The sequence below is a fragment of the Citrobacter freundii complex sp. 2024EL-00216 genome (assembly GCF_043945515.1).
GTDB classification, from domain to species: Bacteria; Pseudomonadota; Gammaproteobacteria; order Enterobacterales; family Enterobacteriaceae; genus Citrobacter; species Citrobacter portucalensis.
Window position 1 is genome coordinate 390,626 of the sequence record NZ_JBIMRA010000001.1, and the last position, 16,292, is coordinate 406,917.

At 52.8% G+C, this 16,292-nt stretch carries 16 protein-coding genes; 14 read left to right on the top strand and 2 right to left on the bottom strand.

Annotated elements, in window-relative coordinates:
• Window positions 1-7: 7 nt before the first annotated feature.
• Complete coding sequence (locus ACHHZ7_RS02000) at window positions 8-490, bottom strand: zinc ribbon-containing protein (protein WP_003022748.1); 483 nt, start codon at window positions 488-490, stop codon at window positions 8-10.
• 235 nt (window positions 491-725) lie between these two features.
• Between ACHHZ7_RS02000 and leuS the strand changes: the two genes are divergently transcribed.
• Genes leuS through nadD form a run of 4 tightly spaced genes read left to right on the top strand, consistent with a single transcriptional unit; the run spans window position 726 to window position 5,596 of the window.
• Window positions 726-3,308: a leucine--tRNA ligase gene (gene leuS, locus ACHHZ7_RS02005; protein WP_095533124.1), complete on the top strand. Its 2,583-nt coding sequence runs from the start codon at window positions 726-728 to the stop codon at window positions 3,306-3,308.
• A gap of 14 nt (window positions 3,309-3,322) precedes the next feature.
• Complete coding sequence (gene lptE / locus ACHHZ7_RS02010; RefSeq protein ID WP_020996551.1) at window positions 3,323-3,922, top strand: LPS assembly lipoprotein LptE; 600 nt, start codon at window positions 3,323-3,325, stop codon at window positions 3,920-3,922.
• Window positions 3,922-4,953, top strand: coding sequence for a DNA polymerase III subunit delta (gene holA, locus ACHHZ7_RS02015; RefSeq protein ID WP_032942687.1), 1,032 nt, complete (start codon window positions 3,922-3,924; stop codon window positions 4,951-4,953). Before lptE ends, holA begins: the two co-directional genes overlap by 1 nt.
• 1 nt (window position 4,954) lies before the next feature.
• Complete coding sequence (gene nadD, locus ACHHZ7_RS02020) at window positions 4,955-5,596, top strand: nicotinate-nucleotide adenylyltransferase (protein WP_122973951.1); 642 nt, start codon at window positions 4,955-4,957, stop codon at window positions 5,594-5,596.
• Here the strand turns inward: nadD and cobD are convergent.
• Entirely contained in the window at window positions 5,571-6,665 is a 1,095-nt protein-coding gene (gene cobD, locus ACHHZ7_RS02025; protein WP_060683747.1) for a threonine-phosphate decarboxylase CobD, read from the bottom strand. The genes nadD and cobD overlap by 26 nt on opposite strands.
• 96 nt (window positions 6,666-6,761) lie before the next feature.
• On the opposite strand from cobD, the gene ACHHZ7_RS02030 reads away from it, so the two are divergent.
• From ACHHZ7_RS02030 to lipA, 10 genes are all read left to right on the top strand, one after another.
• Entirely contained in the window at window positions 6,762-7,373 is a 612-nt protein-coding gene (locus ACHHZ7_RS02030) for an adenosylcobalamin/alpha-ribazole phosphatase (protein WP_060682581.1), read from the top strand.
• A 254-nt stretch (window positions 7,374-7,627) separates the two neighbouring features.
• Window positions 7,628-7,945: a ribosome silencing factor gene (rsfS, locus tag ACHHZ7_RS02035; RefSeq protein WP_003022728.1), complete on the top strand. Its 318-nt coding sequence runs from the start codon at window positions 7,628-7,630 to the stop codon at window positions 7,943-7,945.
• 3 nt (window positions 7,946-7,948) lie between these two features.
• Window positions 7,949-8,416, top strand: a complete 468-nt coding sequence (gene rlmH, locus ACHHZ7_RS02040; protein WP_003022725.1) for a 23S rRNA (pseudouridine(1915)-N(3))-methyltransferase RlmH — start codon at window positions 7,949-7,951, stop codon at window positions 8,414-8,416.
• Window positions 8,417-8,446: 30 nt separating this feature from the next.
• The gene (mrdA, locus tag ACHHZ7_RS02045; RefSeq protein ID WP_003831292.1) at window positions 8,447-10,348 is read left to right on the top strand and encodes a peptidoglycan DD-transpeptidase MrdA; all 1,902 of its coding nucleotides are present in this window, start codon (window positions 8,447-8,449) and stop codon (window positions 10,346-10,348) included.
• 2 nt (window positions 10,349-10,350) lie between these two features.
• Window positions 10,351-11,463, top strand: a complete 1,113-nt coding sequence (mrdB, locus tag ACHHZ7_RS02050) for a peptidoglycan glycosyltransferase MrdB (protein WP_003022718.1) — start codon at window positions 10,351-10,353, stop codon at window positions 11,461-11,463.
• A gap of 10 nt (window positions 11,464-11,473) precedes the next feature.
• The gene (gene rlpA, locus ACHHZ7_RS02055) at window positions 11,474-12,583 is read left to right on the top strand and encodes an endolytic peptidoglycan transglycosylase RlpA (RefSeq protein ID WP_032942683.1); all 1,110 of its coding nucleotides are present in this window, start codon (window positions 11,474-11,476) and stop codon (window positions 12,581-12,583) included.
• 142 nt (window positions 12,584-12,725) lie between these two features.
• Window positions 12,726-13,937, top strand: a complete 1,212-nt coding sequence (gene dacA, locus ACHHZ7_RS02060; RefSeq protein ID WP_003022711.1) for a D-alanyl-D-alanine carboxypeptidase DacA — start codon at window positions 12,726-12,728, stop codon at window positions 13,935-13,937.
• 106 nt (window positions 13,938-14,043) lie between these two features.
• Window positions 14,044-14,307 carry a DUF493 family protein YbeD gene (gene ybeD, locus ACHHZ7_RS02065; protein ID WP_003022706.1) on the top strand — a complete coding sequence of 88 codons (264 nt, stop codon included), beginning with the start codon at window positions 14,044-14,046 and terminating at the stop codon, window positions 14,305-14,307.
• A 114-nt stretch (window positions 14,308-14,421) separates the two neighbouring features.
• Complete coding sequence (gene lipB / locus ACHHZ7_RS02070) at window positions 14,422-15,063, top strand: lipoyl(octanoyl) transferase LipB (RefSeq protein WP_003831286.1); 642 nt, start codon at window positions 14,422-14,424, stop codon at window positions 15,061-15,063.
• A 206-nt stretch (window positions 15,064-15,269) separates the two neighbouring features.
• The gene (gene lipA / locus ACHHZ7_RS02075) at window positions 15,270-16,235 is read left to right on the top strand and encodes a lipoyl synthase (RefSeq protein ID WP_060682582.1); all 966 of its coding nucleotides are present in this window, start codon (window positions 15,270-15,272) and stop codon (window positions 16,233-16,235) included.
• Window positions 16,236-16,292 lie beyond the last annotated feature (57 nt).

The window sequence follows — 16,292 nt, forward strand, 5'->3', positions numbered from 1 at the left end:
CTAATCATCACGGCTCAAACGGTCGGCGCTGGAACTGATCGTGTCCGCATTTCGGACACAGCGGCAGCACATCCGGGGTGTAAACCGCTAAATGGAAGTGGCACTTCTCGCAGACCAGATTACCTAATCCGACCACCTCACCGCTGTGATAAACCCCGTGATGACTGAGGTCCTGGAACACCTCGCGCCATTCGAGCTGCGTTTTATCTGTAATATCGGCCAGTTCCTGCCAGATACTCTCCTTGATAACCCGCATAAAGACGCTGTCTGTCTCCTCATCAAGACTTTCTTCATAGCTCAGAGCAAACTCTTCCAGGTCACGTCTGACGGCCCGGGTGAGCTCTTCTACCTCGGTTCGCGTTAACTCCCCGGTCTGCATAACTCGTTGACGCGCCTGCTCCACCAACGCATCAATATCGCGTTCGCCATTACGCAGACGTTCGCTCAGTGAAGCCACCAGTTCACGGTAATATTGAGCAACCTTGTTCATCGCTTCGCCTCCTGGGTCGTTAACTGTCTATAATAATAGACGTTATTTACGCTACGCTTTGCAAGACTGTCCACAGAGTGTGTAAATTCGTGCAAGAATTATCCTTGCGGGAATTCAACGCTGAATGCGCGAAAGGCTGTTTTGGCGCGGGCGTTTGGGCTATGCTATGCGGATCTGAAACACCACATCTAAAGCTACGTTTGTAGCTGTATTGAAAACAGGACCACTGGCTGCCATGCAAGAGCAATACCGCCCGGAAGAGATAGAATCCAAAGTACAGCTTCACTGGGATGAGAAGCGCACATTTGAAGTTACCGAAGACGAGAGCAAAGAGAAGTATTACTGCCTGTCTATGCTTCCCTATCCTTCTGGTCGACTACACATGGGCCACGTACGTAACTACACCATCGGTGACGTGATCGCCCGCTACCAGCGCATGCTGGGCAAAAACGTACTGCAGCCAATTGGCTGGGATGCGTTCGGTCTGCCTGCAGAAGGCGCTGCGGTTAAAAACAATACCGCGCCAGCACCGTGGACGTACGACAACATCGCATACATGAAAAACCAGCTCAAAATGCTGGGTTTCGGTTACGACTGGAGCCGTGAGCTGGCGACCTGCACCCCGGAATACTACCGTTGGGAACAGAAATTCTTCACCGAGCTGTACAAAAAAGGCCTGGTGTACAAGAAAACGTCTGCGGTCAACTGGTGCCCGAACGACCAGACCGTACTGGCGAACGAACAGGTTATCGACGGCTGCTGCTGGCGTTGCGATACCAAAGTCGAGCGTAAAGAGATCCCACAGTGGTTCATCAAAATTACCGCTTACGCTGACGAACTGCTGCGTGACCTGGATAACCTGGATCACTGGCCTGACACCGTGAAAACGATGCAGCGCAACTGGATTGGCCGTTCTGAAGGCGTGGAAATCACCTTCGATGTGAACGGTTACGACAACACGCTAACCGTTTACACCACCCGCCCGGACACCTTTATGGGTGCGACCTATCTGGCCGTTGCCGCAGGTCACCCGCTGGCGCAGAAAGCTGCTGCAAATAACCCAGAACTGGCCGCCTTCATTGACGAATGCCGCAACACCAAGGTTGCTGAAGCCGAAATGGCAACCATGGAGAAGAAAGGCGTCGACACGGGCTTTAAAGCTGTTCACCCGCTGACTGGCGAAGAAATCCCCGTTTGGGCAGCAAACTTCGTCCTGATGGAATACGGTACGGGCGCAGTCATGGCCGTTCCGGGCCACGATCAGCGCGATTACGAGTTTGCGACAAAATATGGCCTGACCATCAAGCCAGTAATTCTGACCGCTGAAGGCGCAGAGCCGGATCTGTCCGAACAAGCTCTGACCGAAAAAGGCGTGCTGTTTAACTCCGGCGAGTTTGACGGCCTCGACTTCGAAGCTGCCTTCAACGCCATTGCTGACAAGCTGGTAGCCAAAGGCGTGGGTGAGCGTAAAGTGAACTACCGACTGCGTGACTGGGGTGTTTCCCGTCAGCGTTACTGGGGTGCGCCAATTCCGATGGTGACGTTGGAAGACGGTACCGTACTGCCGACGCCAGAAGATCAATTACCGGTTATTCTGCCGGAAGACGTGGTTATGGACGGCATCACCAGCCCAATCAAAGCCGATCCGGAGTGGGCAAAAACCACCGTTAACGGCATGCCTGCGCTGCGCGAAACCGACACCTTCGATACCTTTATGGAATCCTCCTGGTACTACGCGCGCTACACCTGCCCGCAGTACAACGAAGGGATGCTGGATCCAGAAGCTGCAAACTACTGGCTGCCAGTTGATATCTACATTGGTGGTATTGAACACGCCATCATGCACCTACTCTACTTCCGCTTCTTCCACAAGCTGATGCGCGATGCGGGCATGGTCAACTCTGACGAACCGGCCAAACAGCTGCTGTGCCAGGGTATGGTGTTGGCTGATGCGTTCTATTACGTTGGTGCAAACGGCGAGCGTAACTGGGTTTCTCCGGTTGATGCCATCGTTGAGCGCGACGAAAAAGGTCGTATCGTCAAAGCTCAGGACGCAGAAGGCCATGAACTGGTCTATACCGGCATGAGCAAAATGTCCAAGTCGAAAAATAACGGTATCGACCCGCAGGTCATGGTTGAACGTTACGGCGCTGATACGGTACGTCTGTTCATGATGTTCGCTTCTCCGGCTGATATGACGCTGGAATGGCAGGAATCCGGCGTTGAAGGGGCGAACCGCTTCCTGAAACGTGTATGGAAGCTGGTTTACGAACATACTTCCAAAGGCGATGTTGCTGCCCTGAACGTTGATGCGTTGAGCGAAGACCAAAAAGCGCTGCGTCGCGACGTGCATAAAACCATTGCTAAAGTTACCGATGATATCGGTCGTCGTCAGACCTTTAACACCGCAATTGCGGCGATTATGGAGCTGATGAACAAGCTGGCGAAAGCACCGCAGGAAGACGAACAAGACAGAGCCCTGATGCAGGAAGCCTTACTGGCCGTCGTTCGCATGCTGAACCCGTTCACCCCACACGTTTGCTTCACGATGTGGGAAGCACTGAAAGGCGAAGGCGATATCGACAACGCACCGTGGCCGGTGGCGGACGAAGCCGCAATGGTTGAAGACTCGACGCTGGTTGTTGTTCAGGTGAACGGTAAGGTCCGTGGCAAAATTACCGTTCCGGTAAATGCGACAGAAGAACAGGTTCGTGAACGTGCTGGCCAGGAGCACCTGGTGGCAAAATATCTTGATGGCGTTACCGTACGTAAAGTGATTTATGTACCAGGTAAACTCCTCAATCTGGTCGTTGGCTAAGCGCGGGAGGAAGCGTGCGACTTCTGACAACATTGTTGTTATCTCTGGCGGTGCTTGTCACCGCCGGGTGTGGCTGGCATCTGCGTAATACTACGCAGGTTCCACCCTCAATGAAAACCATGATCCTGAACTCTGGTGATCCGAACGGCCCATTAAGCCGCGCGGTTCGTAATCAGCTGCGCCTGAACGGCGTTACGCTGCTTGAAGACGGTACAATGCGTAAAGATGTGACGTCCTTACGTCTTGGCGCAGTAAGCATTTCGCAGGATACGGCGTCGGTATTCCAGAACGGTCAAACGGCTGAATACCAGATGGTGATGTCCGTAAGTGCTACTGTGCTGATTCCAGGTCATGATATTTATCCAATCAGCGCCAAAGTTTATCGTTCGTTCTTTGACAACCCACAGGCTGCACTGGCGAAGGATAACGAGCAAGAGATGATCGTTAAAGAGATGTATGACAAAGCGGCTGAACAGTTAATTCGTAAGCTGCCAAGCGTACATCTGGCCGATACTCTGTCATCCAATGCTGATGATGATGCTAAGCCAGCGGCGACAAAAGCCGCAGAGCCTGCGTCATCTCCGGCGCGTGTTTCCACCACGCTGGGTAACTGATGCTCAAGTTGTACCCTGAACAACTCCGCGCACAGCTCAATGAAGGGCTGCGCGCGGCGTATTTGCTCTTAGGTAACGATCCTCTCTTGTTGCAGGAAAGCCAGGACGCTATCCGTCAGGCTGCCGCCACACAAGGGTTCGAAGAACACCACGCTTTCACCCTGGACAATAGCACCGACTGGGGAGAGATTTTTTCACTCTGCCAGGCAATGAGCCTGTTTGCCAGCCGTCAAACCCTACTTTTGCAGTTGCCTGAAAATGGCCCCAATGCCGCCATTAACGAACAGCTCGCTTCACTCGTCACACTGCTACATGACGACCTGCTGCTGATCGTTCGCGGCAACAAACTGACTAAAGCGCAGGAAAACGCCGCATGGTATACCGGACTTGCCAATAATGCGGTGCAGGTAAGCTGCCAGACTCCGGAGCAAGCACAGCTTCCTCGTTGGGTCGCCGCCAGAGCTAAGCTTAACAATCTACAACTGGATGACGCAGCCAATCAGCTGTTGTGCTATTGCTATGAAGGTAATCTGTTAGCGCTGGCGCAAGCGCTGGAACGGCTAGCATTGCTTTGGCCTGATGGCAAACTAACGCTGCCTCGCGTGGAGAAAGCCGTTAACGATGCCGCGCACTTTACCCCGTTCCATTGGGTGGATGCGCTGCTGATGGGCAAAAGCAAACGCGCGCTGCACATTCTGCAACAGTTACGCCTGGAAGGCAGTGAGCCGGTTATTTTGCTGCGCACGATACAGCGTGAATTACTGCTGTTGGTCAACTTAAAACGGCAGTCAGCCCATACGCCTTTGCGCACGTTGTTTGATAAACACCGGGTGTGGCAAAATCGCCGGGGTATGATGGGAGACGCGCTAAACCGGCTGAATCCTGCGCAGTTGCGTCAGGCGGTAACGCTGTTAACGCGTACGGAAATTACGCTTAAACAAGACTATGGTCAGTCAGTGTGGGCGGAACTTGAGGGGCTTTCCCTGTTGCTCTGCCATAAATCGCTGGCCGATGTTTTTATTGATGGTTGATATGAAATCATTGCAGGCTCTGTTCGGTGGCACCTTTGATCCGGTGCATTATGGTCATCTTAAACCGGTTGAAATTCTGGCGAATCTGATTGGCCTTTCCCGGGTTATTATCATGCCCAATAATGTGCCGCCGCATCGTGCGCAACCCGAAGCGTCCGGCGAACAACGTCAGCGCATGGTTGAACTGGCCATTGCCGATAAGCCGCTGTTCTCCCTTGATGAACGCGAACTGAAACGCGATACCGCCTCCTACACCGCGCAAACGCTCAAAGAGTGGCGCGAGGAGCAAGGCCCGGAAGTACCGTTAGCGTTTATTATTGGCCAGGACTCACTGCTTACCTTTCCGTCCTGGCATGACTACGACACGATTCTGGGTAACACCCACCTCATTGTCTGCCGACGTCCGGGCTATCCGCTCGAAATGGCGCAGGAAAAGCACCAGCAGTGGCTGGAGGATCATCTGACCCATTCGCCAGATGACCTGCACAACTTGCCTTGCGGGAAAATTTATCTGGCTGAAACGCCGTGGTTTAACATCTCCGCCACGCTCATCCGTGAGCGTCTGGAAAAAGGCGAGCCGTGCGACGACCTCATGCCAGCTGCAGTGCTTGACTATATCAATCAGCAGGGGTTGTACCGCTAAGCACCTTGCGTAGAGCCGCCAACAGGCGGTTATTCTCTTCCTGGCTGCGAACGGCTACCCGATAATAGCGCGCATCCAGCCCCGGATAATTAGCACAACTGCGAATCAAGACATGTTGTTCCAGCATTGCGCGTTGCAGATCAAAATCCGCCCGATCGCAGCGCAATAAGCGATAATTTGCCCTGCCAGGATACACCGTCAGGCCGGGCAGTTCTTTCAACTGCCGATCAAACCTCGCGCCCTCTTGCTCCAGCCACTTCCATGTTGCCTGCTGATATGCGCTGTCGTGTAAAATAATCTCACCTGCCAGTGCAGCAAATGCGTTAATTGACCACGGCATTTGTCGACGGCGCATCTGTGCAACAGCCTGTTCATTACTGTTGACCAGATACCCCAACCGCAGCCCCGGTATCGCATAGAACTTGGTTAGCGAGCGCAGCACCCAAATATGCGGGTTATCCCGAAGCAGCGGAATAAACCCCTGCTCCACGGCAATAAAATCGATAAACGCTTCATCAAGGATCAGATTGATCCCAAGCAACTCACAACGCGCGGCTATTTCGCGCAGCAGGCGGTTATCGGGCAGCAAGCCAGTGGGATTGTTGGGCGTACAGAGAAACAGGCAGTCCAGCTCTGAGGTTAACGTATCGAGGATTGCATCGGTAAGCTGCCAGCCATCGTCTTCGCGTAGCGCAAACTCATGGATCGTGCAGTCTCCCCAGTGCAGCGCCCGACGATATTCAGCAAACCCGGGCGTCACGATCATCGCATGGCGTGGTTTAAGTCCTTGCACCAAAGTGAAAATCGACTCAGTCTCGCCGTTTCCGGCAAGTATCCATGAGGCAGGAATCTGATGATGCTCCGCCAGCGCCGCATGCAATTTAGCGTAATCAACATCCGGGTAACGCTCCGCGCAGTCCAGGTTGTCGACGATCGCGCGTTTTAAACTTGTCGGCATACCCAGCGGATTAATATTCGCGCTAAAATCCAACAATTGTTCAGGCGAGATGCCCAACAGTTCGGCGGCTTCTCGGGTATTGCCACCATGCGCGCTCTTCAATAAAGACATCGTGCCGCTCCACGCAAAAAAAGGTATTTTAGTGAAAAATCTCTGCGCAATCAGGGCAAACATCATGTTTTGTGCGAATAACCTCAAGAGGAAAAAATGAGACTCTGGTTAGTACGTCATGGAGAAACTGAAGCCAATGTCGCTGGTTTATACAGCGGCCACGCCCCCACTCCGCTAACGGAACGGGGTATCGCTCAGGCGCAAACACTGGGTACGCTGTTACGCAATGTGCCTGTCGACAACGTTCTGTGCAGCGAGTTGGAACGTGCCCGCCATACAACGCAGTTGATCTTAGGCGATCGTGAGGTTCCTGTGCGCAACATGCCTGAGCTCAATGAGATGTTTTTTGGTGACTGGGAAATGCGCCATCATCGCGATCTGGCGCGAGAAGACGCCGAAAACTACACCGTGTGGTGTAACGACTGGCAGAATGCGACGCCAACCAATGGTGAAGGCTTTCAGGCGTTTTCCCAGCGCGTGGAACGCTTTATTGCTCAGCTCGCTGATTACAAAACGTGTCAAAACCTGCTGGTGGTGAGCCATCAGGGTGTTCTGAGCGTGTTGATCGCCCGTCTGCTGTCCATGCCGGCTGCAGCAATGTGGCATTTTCGCGTCGAACAAGGTTGCTGGAGCGCAATTGATTTTTGCGACGATTTTGCGGTTCTTAAAGTGCTCAACAGCCGGGCTGTATGGCACGACAGGGAGTGAACGCCCTGTTTTTTCTGCCGAAGGGCTTCTCTCCCATTGACACCCCATGACAGGCTGTTATTCTCCGCAACCTGACTTTTCCCGCCCTTCAGAGCTTTGCAGAAATTGTTTTACAAAAATGGCGATGCATTCTGCGGCGTGGGGTGGGATGATAGCGCACTTCAAAAGCGCTTTCGGAGACATTTGTCCCGATATCGCCTCTGGTTCAGGTATACTAACAGACGTTTTTAACTCTTTTCACCCAGGGGGAACACTTGCAGGGTAAAGCACTTCAGGATTTTGTAATCGACAAAATTGATGACCTGAAAGGTCAAGACATCATCGCCTTAGACGTTCAGGGCAAATCCAGCATCACTGATTGCATGATTATCTGCACCGGCACGTCCAGCCGTCATGTAATGTCTATCGCAGACCACGTTGTTCAGGAGTCCCGCACTGCTGGTCTGCTGCCGCTCGGCGTAGAAGGCGAGAACGTTGCAGACTGGATCGTCGTTGACCTCGGTGATGTGATTGTCCACGTGATGCAGGAAGAAAGCCGTCGCCTGTATGAACTGGAAAAACTCTGGAGTTAATGCGTGAAGCTGCAACTTGTCGCTGTGGGTACGAAGATGCCTGACTGGGTGCAAACCGGGTTTACGGAGTATCTCCGTCGGTTTCCGAAAGATATGCCCTTTGAGCTGATCGAAATCCCGGCAGGAAAACGCGGCAAGAACGCGGATATTAAACGCATTCTCGACAAAGAGGGTGAGCAGATGCTGGCTGCCGCAGGCAAAAACCGCATCGTCACCCTTGATATCCCTGGTAAACCCTGGGACACGCCGCAGCTGGCGACTGAACTGGAACGCTGGAAACTGGACGGTCGTGACGTCAGTCTGTTGATTGGCGGGCCGGAAGGTCTCTCTCCTGCCTGTAAAGCGGCAGCGGAACAAAGCTGGTCACTCTCTGCGTTAACCCTTCCTCACCCTCTTGTTCGGGTTCTGGTCGCGGAGAGTCTGTACAGGGCGTGGAGCATCACCACCAACCATCCTTATCACCGTGAGTGATCATTGATTCTTGAGTAGATTAAGCAGCGGATGAAACTACAGAATTCTTTTCGCGACTATTCGGCTGAGTCCGCGCTGTTTGTGCGCCGGGCGCTGGTCGCTTTTTTGGGGATTTTGCTGCTCACCGGCGTGCTGATCGCCAACCTTTATAATCTGCAAATCGTTCGCTTTACTGATTATCAGACTCGCTCGAACGAAAACCGCATCAAACTGGTGCCTATCGCCCCCAGTCGCGGCATCATTTATGACCGTAACGGAATTCCGCTCGCCCTTAACCGCACCATTTATCAGATAGAAATGATGCCGGAAAAGGTCGACAACGTTCAGGATACCCTCGACGCGCTGCGTAACGTCGTAGACCTGACGGACGACGACATTGCCGCCTTTAAAAAAGAGCGCGCCCGTTCACACCGCTTCACCTCCATTCCGGTAAAAACTAACCTCAGTGAAGTGCAGGTGGCACGGTTCGCCGTTAATCAATATCGCTTTCCCGGCGTCGAAGTTAAAGGCTATAAACGCCGCTATTACCCCTACGGCTCTGCGCTAACCCACGTCATTGGCTACGTATCGAAGATCAACGATAAAGACGTGGACCGCCTGGACAAAGACGGCAAGCTGGCCAACTACGCGGCGACGCACGACATCGGTAAATTGGGTATTGAACGCTACTATGAAGACGTACTTCACGGCCAGACTGGTTATGAAGAAGTTGAAGTGAACAACCGTGGCCGCGTCATTCGCCAACTGAAAGAAGTGGCGCCGCAGGCCGGGCACGATATCTATCTCACCCTTGACCTGAAACTCCAGCAGTACATCGAAACGCTGCTGGCGGGCAGTCGTGCCGCGGTGGTAGTCACCGACCCGCGTACCGGTGGCGTTCTCGCACTGGTGTCCATGCCGAGCTACGACCCGAACCTGTTTGTCGATGGTATCTCGAGTAAAGATTACTCCGGGTTGCTCAATGACCCGAATACCCCATTGGTTAACCGCGCGACTCAGGGTGTCTACCCCCCTGCTTCGACGGTTAAACCTTACGTCGCGGTTTCTGCATTAAGTGCAGGCGTCATCACCCGCAATACTGGTCTGTTCGATCCGGGTTGGTGGCAATTACCGGGCTCTGAAAAACGTTACCGCGACTGGAAAAAATGGGGGCACGGCCATCTGAACATCACCCGTTCTCTGGAAGAGTCAGCGGATACGTTTTTCTATCAAATCGCCTATGATATGGGGATAGACCGCCTTTCAGAATGGATGAGCAAGTTTGGCTACGGTCAATATACGGGTATCGATCTTGCCGAAGAGCGCGCCGGAAACATGCCAACCCGCGAGTGGAAGCAAAAACGGTTTAAAAAGCCATGGTACCAGGGTGATACCATTCCGGTCGGCATCGGTCAGGGTTACTGGACGGCAACCCCTATCCAGATGAGTAAAGCGCTGATGATCCTTATCAACGACGGTTTGGTAAAAGTCCCGCATCTGCTGATGAGCACAGCAGAAAACGGCAAGCAAGTGCCGTGGATTCAGCCACACGAACCACCCGTTGGTGACATTCATTCCGGTTATTGGGAAATCGCAAAAGACGGCATGTACGGTGTAGCCAACCGTCCTAACGGCACTGCACACAAATATTTCGCTGGCGCACCTTACAAAATTGCGGCGAAATCCGGTACTGCACAGGTCTTTGGCCTGAAAGCCAATGAAACCTATAACGCACATAAGATCGCCGAGCGCTTACGTGACCACAAGCTGATGACGGCCTTCGCACCCTATGATAAGCCCCAGGTTGCTGTCGCCATAATTCTTGAGAACGGTGGCGCGGGCCCGGCTGTGGGTACCATTATGCGCCAGATCCTTGACCACATTATGTTGGGCGACAATAACACCAATCTGCCTGCAGAAAACCCCGCGGTTGCAGCAGCGGAGGACCAATAATCGTGACGGATAATCCGAACAAAAAAACATTCTGGGACAAAATCCACATCGATCCCACGATGTTGCTTATTTTGCTGGCGCTGCTGGTTTACAGCTCGCTGGTCATCTGGAGCGCCAGCGGCCAGGATATTGGCATGATGGAGCGCAAGGTCGGCCAGATCGCGATGGGCCTGGTCATCATGGTGGTGATGGCGCAAATCCCGCCCCGAGTTTATGAAGGCTGGGCTCCCTATCTCTACATCTTTTGCATCATTTTGTTGGTGGCAGTAGATGCCTTCGGCGCTATCTCCAAAGGCGCGCAGCGCTGGCTGGATTTGGGGATTGTGCGTTTTCAGCCTTCCGAAATCGCCAAGATTGCCGTGCCGCTGATGGTCGCGCGCTTCATCAACCGTGATGTTTGCCCGCCATCGCTAAAAAATACCGCTATTGCGTTGGTGTTGATATTTATGCCCACCCTGCTGGTGGCCGCCCAGCCAGACCTCGGAACTTCAATACTGGTCGCTCTTTCCGGTCTGTTTGTTCTGTTCCTTTCTGGTTTGAGCTGGCGTTTAATCGGTGTTGCGGTAGTCCTGGTTGCGGCGTTTATCCCGATACTGTGGTTCTTCCTGATGCATGATTATCAACGTCAGCGCGTCATGATGTTACTCGATCCGGAAACCGATCCGCTGGGTGCGGGTTATCACATCATTCAGTCTAAAATTGCTATTGGCTCCGGCGGTCTACGTGGTAAGGGCTGGCTACACGGTACGCAGTCGCAGCTTGAGTTTTTACCCGAACGTCATACAGATTTTATCTTTGCCGTATTAGCGGAAGAACTGGGTCTGGTAGGGATCTTAATTCTGCTGGCGCTGTACATTTTGCTGATTATGCGCGGATTATGGATCGCTGCCCACGCGCAAACCACCTTTGGTCGCGTCATGGCGGGTGGTTTAATGTTGATATTATTCGTTTATGTCTTCGTAAATATTGGTATGGTGAGCGGTATTCTGCCCGTGGTTGGCGTTCCTCTCCCACTGGTTAGTTACGGAGGCTCGGCACTTATCGTGCTGATGGCTGGGTTCGGGATTGTTATGTCGATCCATACCCATAGAAAAATGTTGTCGAAAAGCGTGTAAGGGGTACGCAATGCGTAAGCAGTGGCTTGGTATCTGCATCGCAGCAGGAATGCTCGCGGCGTGTTCGAGTGATGATGGTCAGCAACAGGGTGCTGTCGCGCCGCAGCCTGCGGTGTGTAATGGTCCGATTGTTGAAATCAGCGGGGCCGATCCGCGCTTTGAACCCCTGAACCCAACGGCGAATCAGGACTATCAGCGTGATGGTAAGAGCTACAAAATCGTCCAGGACCCTTCCCGCTTTAGCCAGGCAGGGCTTGCCGCTATCTATGATGCGGAACCCGGAAGCAACTTAACCGCGTCTGGTGAAGCGTTCGACCCGATGCAGTTAACCGCAGCGCATCCGACGCTGCCAGTCCCAAGCTATGCCAGAATAACTAACCTGGCAAATGGCAGGATGATTGTCGTGCGCATTAACGATCGCGGCCCTTATGGCAACGATCGCGTGATTTCACTTTCACGTGCAGCAGCCGACCGTCTGAATACCTCCAACAATACCAAAGTACGTATCGACCCGATCATCGTCGCCCAGGATGGTTCCTTGTCCGGGCCGGGAATGGCTTGTACCACGGTAGCGAAACAAACCTATGCCCTGCCCGCGCGTCCTGATTTAAGCGGCGGTGGCAATATGGGCAGCATGCCTGCGCCATCGGATGCGGGTCAGCCGCAAGGCGATATTCGTCCGATCAGCAATTCCACGTTGAAAAGCGATGATACAACCGGTGCGCCAGTGAACAGCAGTGGATTCCTCGGTGCGCCGACCACACTCGCTGCAGGCGTGCTGGAAGGTAGCGAGCCGACTCCGGCTCCGCAACCGACCACCACCGCACCGGTAACGCCAACCGCACCAGCAGCAACACCAGCCGCCGTCGCTGCACCTGCGCCAGCGGCAGTAGCCAACGGACGCTACGTGGTTCAGGTTGGCGCAGTCAGCGAGCAGTCGCGTGCGCAGCAGTATCAAAAACGTTTAAGCCAGCAATTTGGCGTCCCAGGTCGGGTGGTACAAAACGGCGCAGTCTGGCGTATCCAGATGGGGCCGTTCGCCAGCAAAGCTGAAGCCTCCACATTGCAGCAGCGTCTTCAAGCCGAGGCGCAATTACAGTCCTTCATCACCGGCGTGTAATAACGTAAATCAGGTATCTGAACTGTCAGTTTCTGTAAATGACATTAACAAAGTCACGCGGAAAGTCAGATGCCTGCCCGTTTTGCATTTGCTATAGTAGGGCACTTTTTTTAATTTCATCACGGACGTCGTAGTTCAGACCATGAAGACCACTTTTTCCGCTCGTTTCGTGCAGCGTATGGCGCTCACCGCGGCTCTCTGCGCAGCTTCTCTCTCTGCTGCCCATGCCGATGACCTGAATATTAAAACCATGATCCCGGGTGTTCCGCAGATCGATGCGGAGTCATATATCCTGATTGATTACAATTCAGGTAAAGTTCTGGCAGAACAGAACGCCGACACTCGCCGCGACCCCGCCAGTCTGACCAAAATGATGACCAGCTACGTCATCGGCCAGGCGATGAAAGCCGGGAAATTCAAAGAAACCGATCTGGTCACCGTCGGCAATGACGCCTGGGCTACAGGTAACCCGGTCTTTAAAGGTTCATCGTTGATGTTCCTGAAGCCAGGAATGCAGGTTCCTGTTTCTCAGCTTATCCGTGGTATCAACCTGCAATCCGGGAATGACGCGTGCGTGGCAATGGCGGACTTCGCAGCCGGTAGCCAGGATGCTTTCGTCGGTCTGATGAACAGCTATGTGAACGCGCTGGGCCTGAAAAACACCCACTTCCAGACCGTTCATGGTCTCGATGCTGACGGTCAATACAGCTCGGCTCGCGACATGGCGATGATTGGTCAGGCGCTGATTCGCGACGTGCCTAACGAATACTCTATCTATAAAGAAAAAGAGTTCACCTTTAACGGCATCCGTCAGTTAAACCGTAACGGCCTGCTGTGGGATAACAGCCTGAATGTCGACGGTATCAAAACCGGTCATACCGACAAGGCTGGCTATAACCTCGTTGCATCCGCAACCGAAGGTCAGATGCGTCTGATCTCCGCCGTCATGGGTGGCCGCACCTATAAAGGTCGCGAAACCGAAAGTAAAAAATTGCTGACCTGGGGCTTCCGTTTCTTTGAAACCGTGAACCCACTGAAAGTCGGTAAAGAGTTTGCTTCAGAGCCCGCCTGGTTTGGTAATACCGATCGTGCATCGTTAGGCGTAGATAAAGATGTCTACCTGACTATTCCGCGCGGCCGCATGAAAGATCTGAAAGCAAGCTATGTGCTGAACACCACGGAACTGCACGCACCGCTGCAGAAAAATCAGGTTGTCGGCACCATCAACTTCCAACTGGATGGCAAAACCATTGAGCAGCGCCCGCTGGTAGTCCTGCAGGAAATCCCTGAAGGCAACTTCTTTGGGAAAATCATTGATTACATTAAATTAATGTTCCATCACTGGTTTGGCTAAAAATCGAACACTTGAAAGTGTGATTTACGTCCCCATATACTAGGTATCCAGATAACTCCCACGCGCTGTGGGAGTTATTATTTATTGATGTAACGCCGGAGCTGACATGAAAACCAAACTTAACGAACTGCTTGAATTCCCTACTCCATTTACTTACAAAGTAATGGGGCAGGCGTTGCCTGAGCTGGTTGATCAGGTGGTTGAAGTGGTACAGCGCCATGCGCCAGGTGATTACTCTCCGACGGTAAAACCGAGCAGCAAAGGCAACTACCACTCGGTCTCAATCACTATTACTGCTACACACATTGAGCAGGTTGAAACGCTGTACGAAGAATTAGGCAATATCGATATCGTACGCATGGTACTGTAAAAACCTGTTGGTTACCCGCTGCATCCCCGCTCGGGTAACCCCTCCCCCCTGTGATATACTTTTCCCCCTCTTTTATATTCTCTACTCTATGTGAGTATCTACGGAGATGCCGTTTTGTATCAGGATAAAATTCTTGTCCGCCAGCTCGGTCTTCAACCTTACGAGCCAGTTTCTCTGGCCATGCACGAATTCACCGATACCCGCGATGAAAACAGTTATGACGAAATCTGGCTGGTAGAGCATTATCCTGTTTTTACCCAGGGTCAGGCAGGTAAAGCAGAGCACGTACTGATGCCGGGAGATATTCCGGTGATCCAGAGCGATCGTGGCGGTCAGGTGACTTATCACGGGCCGGGCCAGCAGGTCATGTATGTGCTGTTGAACCTGAAGCGTCGTAAACTTGGCGTTCGCGAACTGGTTACGCTGCTGGAGCAAACCGTTGTGAATACCCTTGCGGAAATCGGTATTGACGCCCACCCGCGAGCCGATGCACCAGGCGTATACGTTGGAGAGAAGAAAATCTGCTCTTTGGGGTTACGTATTCGTAAAGGTTGTTCATTTCACGGCTTAGCGCTCAATGTGGATATGGACTTGTCGCCTTTCCTGCGTATCAATCCTTGTGGTTATGCCGGAATGGAAATGGCGAAGGTATCGCAGTGGGATAGCACAGCCACGACCGAGAGCATTCGCCCAAGGCTGCTGGCCAACATTCTGGCGCTGTTGGGTAACCCACCGCACGAGTACATCGCGGACTGAAAATACGCGCATACTTTGCCACGGCATATGTTGTGGCAAATGGCACAAAACAACAACTATTTTACATTTTGCCAGCCTGTCAGGCTGCTTTCTGGCCCGTTTCAATGATATACTGCGTATCACTAATTCAAAAATAGTTGATAAATGCAACATTCCCTTGAATTGAAACGCTTTCCTTCGTAATTCGCAACTGGAACACGCAAGCTATGAGTAAACCCATTGTGATGGAACGCGGTGTTAAATACCGCGATGCCGATAAGATGGCTCTTATCCCGGTAAAAAATGTGGCAACAGAGCGTGAAGCCCTGCTGCGTAAACCGGAATGGATGAAAATAAAACTGCCAGCGGACTCCACTCGCATCCAGGGCATCAAAGCGGCAATGCGCAAAAATGGCCTGCACTCTGTCTGCGAAGAAGCTTCCTGCCCTAACCTGGCTGAATGTTTCAATCACGGAACTGCAACCTTTATGATCCTCGGCGCAATCTGTACCCGCCGTTGCCCATTCTGTGACGTTGCCCATGGCCGTCCGGTTGCTCCTGATGCTAACGAGCCGTTAAAACTTGCTCAGACGATTGCTGACATGGCACTGCGCTATGTCGTCATTACCTCCGTTGACCGCGACGATCTGCGTGACGGCGGCGCTCAGCACTTTGCTGACTGCATCACCGCTATTCGTGAGAAAAGCCCGTCGATTAAAATCGAAACGCTGGTGCCTGACTTCCGTGGTCGTATGGATCGTGCGCTGGATATCCTCACGGCCATCCCGCCGGATGTGTTTAACCACAACCTCGAAAACGTACCACGTATTTATCGCAATGTTCGTCCAGGTGCTGACTACAACTGGTCACTGAAGCTTCTGGAACGTTTCAAGGAAGCGCACCCGGAGATTCCGACCAAATCAGGTCTGATGGTCGGTCTGGGCGAAACCAATGCGGAAATCATTGAGGTCATGCGTGACCTGCGCAGCCATGGTGTCACCATGCTGACACTGGGGCAGTATTTACAGCCAAGCCGCCATCACCTGCCGGTTCAACGCTATGTGAGCCCGGATGAGTTCGATGAGATGAAAGCCGAAGCTATGGCAATGGGCTTTACCCATGCAGCCTGCGGTCCATTCGTTCGCTCTTCATACCATGCTGACATGCAGGCCAAAGGGCTGGAAGTGAAGTAATCGTGTAATACTCACTTACATATCAGCAATAAAAAAACCGGCAAATTGCCGGTTTTT

What these genes read in the sequence shown, in the direction of transcription:
- cobD (WP_060683747.1), bottom strand. Translation starts at nt 6,665, where the DNA reads ATGTCTTTATTGAAGAGCGCGCATGGTGGCAATACCCGAGAAGCCGCC.
- ACHHZ7_RS02000 (WP_003022748.1), bottom strand. Translation starts at nt 490, where the DNA reads ATGAACAAGGTTGCTCAATATTACCGTGAACTGGTGGCTTCACTGAGC.
- dacA (WP_003022711.1), top strand. Translation starts at nt 12,726, where the DNA reads ATGAAGACCACTTTTTCCGCTCGTTTCGTGCAGCGTATGGCGCTCACC.
- rlpA (WP_032942683.1), top strand. Translation starts at nt 11,474, where the DNA reads ATGCGTAAGCAGTGGCTTGGTATCTGCATCGCAGCAGGAATGCTCGCG.
- lipA (WP_060682582.1), top strand. Translation starts at nt 15,270, where the DNA reads ATGAGTAAACCCATTGTGATGGAACGCGGTGTTAAATACCGCGATGCC.
- ACHHZ7_RS02030 (WP_060682581.1), top strand. Translation starts at nt 6,762, where the DNA reads ATGAGACTCTGGTTAGTACGTCATGGAGAAACTGAAGCCAATGTCGCT.
- ybeD (WP_003022706.1), top strand. Translation starts at nt 14,044, where the DNA reads ATGAAAACCAAACTTAACGAACTGCTTGAATTCCCTACTCCATTTACT.
- leuS (WP_095533124.1), top strand. Translation starts at nt 726, where the DNA reads ATGCAAGAGCAATACCGCCCGGAAGAGATAGAATCCAAAGTACAGCTT.
- holA (WP_032942687.1), top strand. Translation starts at nt 3,922, where the DNA reads ATGCTCAAGTTGTACCCTGAACAACTCCGCGCACAGCTCAATGAAGGG.
- nadD (WP_122973951.1), top strand. Translation starts at nt 4,955, where the DNA reads ATGAAATCATTGCAGGCTCTGTTCGGTGGCACCTTTGATCCGGTGCAT.
- mrdA (WP_003831292.1), top strand. Translation starts at nt 8,447, where the DNA reads ATGAAACTACAGAATTCTTTTCGCGACTATTCGGCTGAGTCCGCGCTG.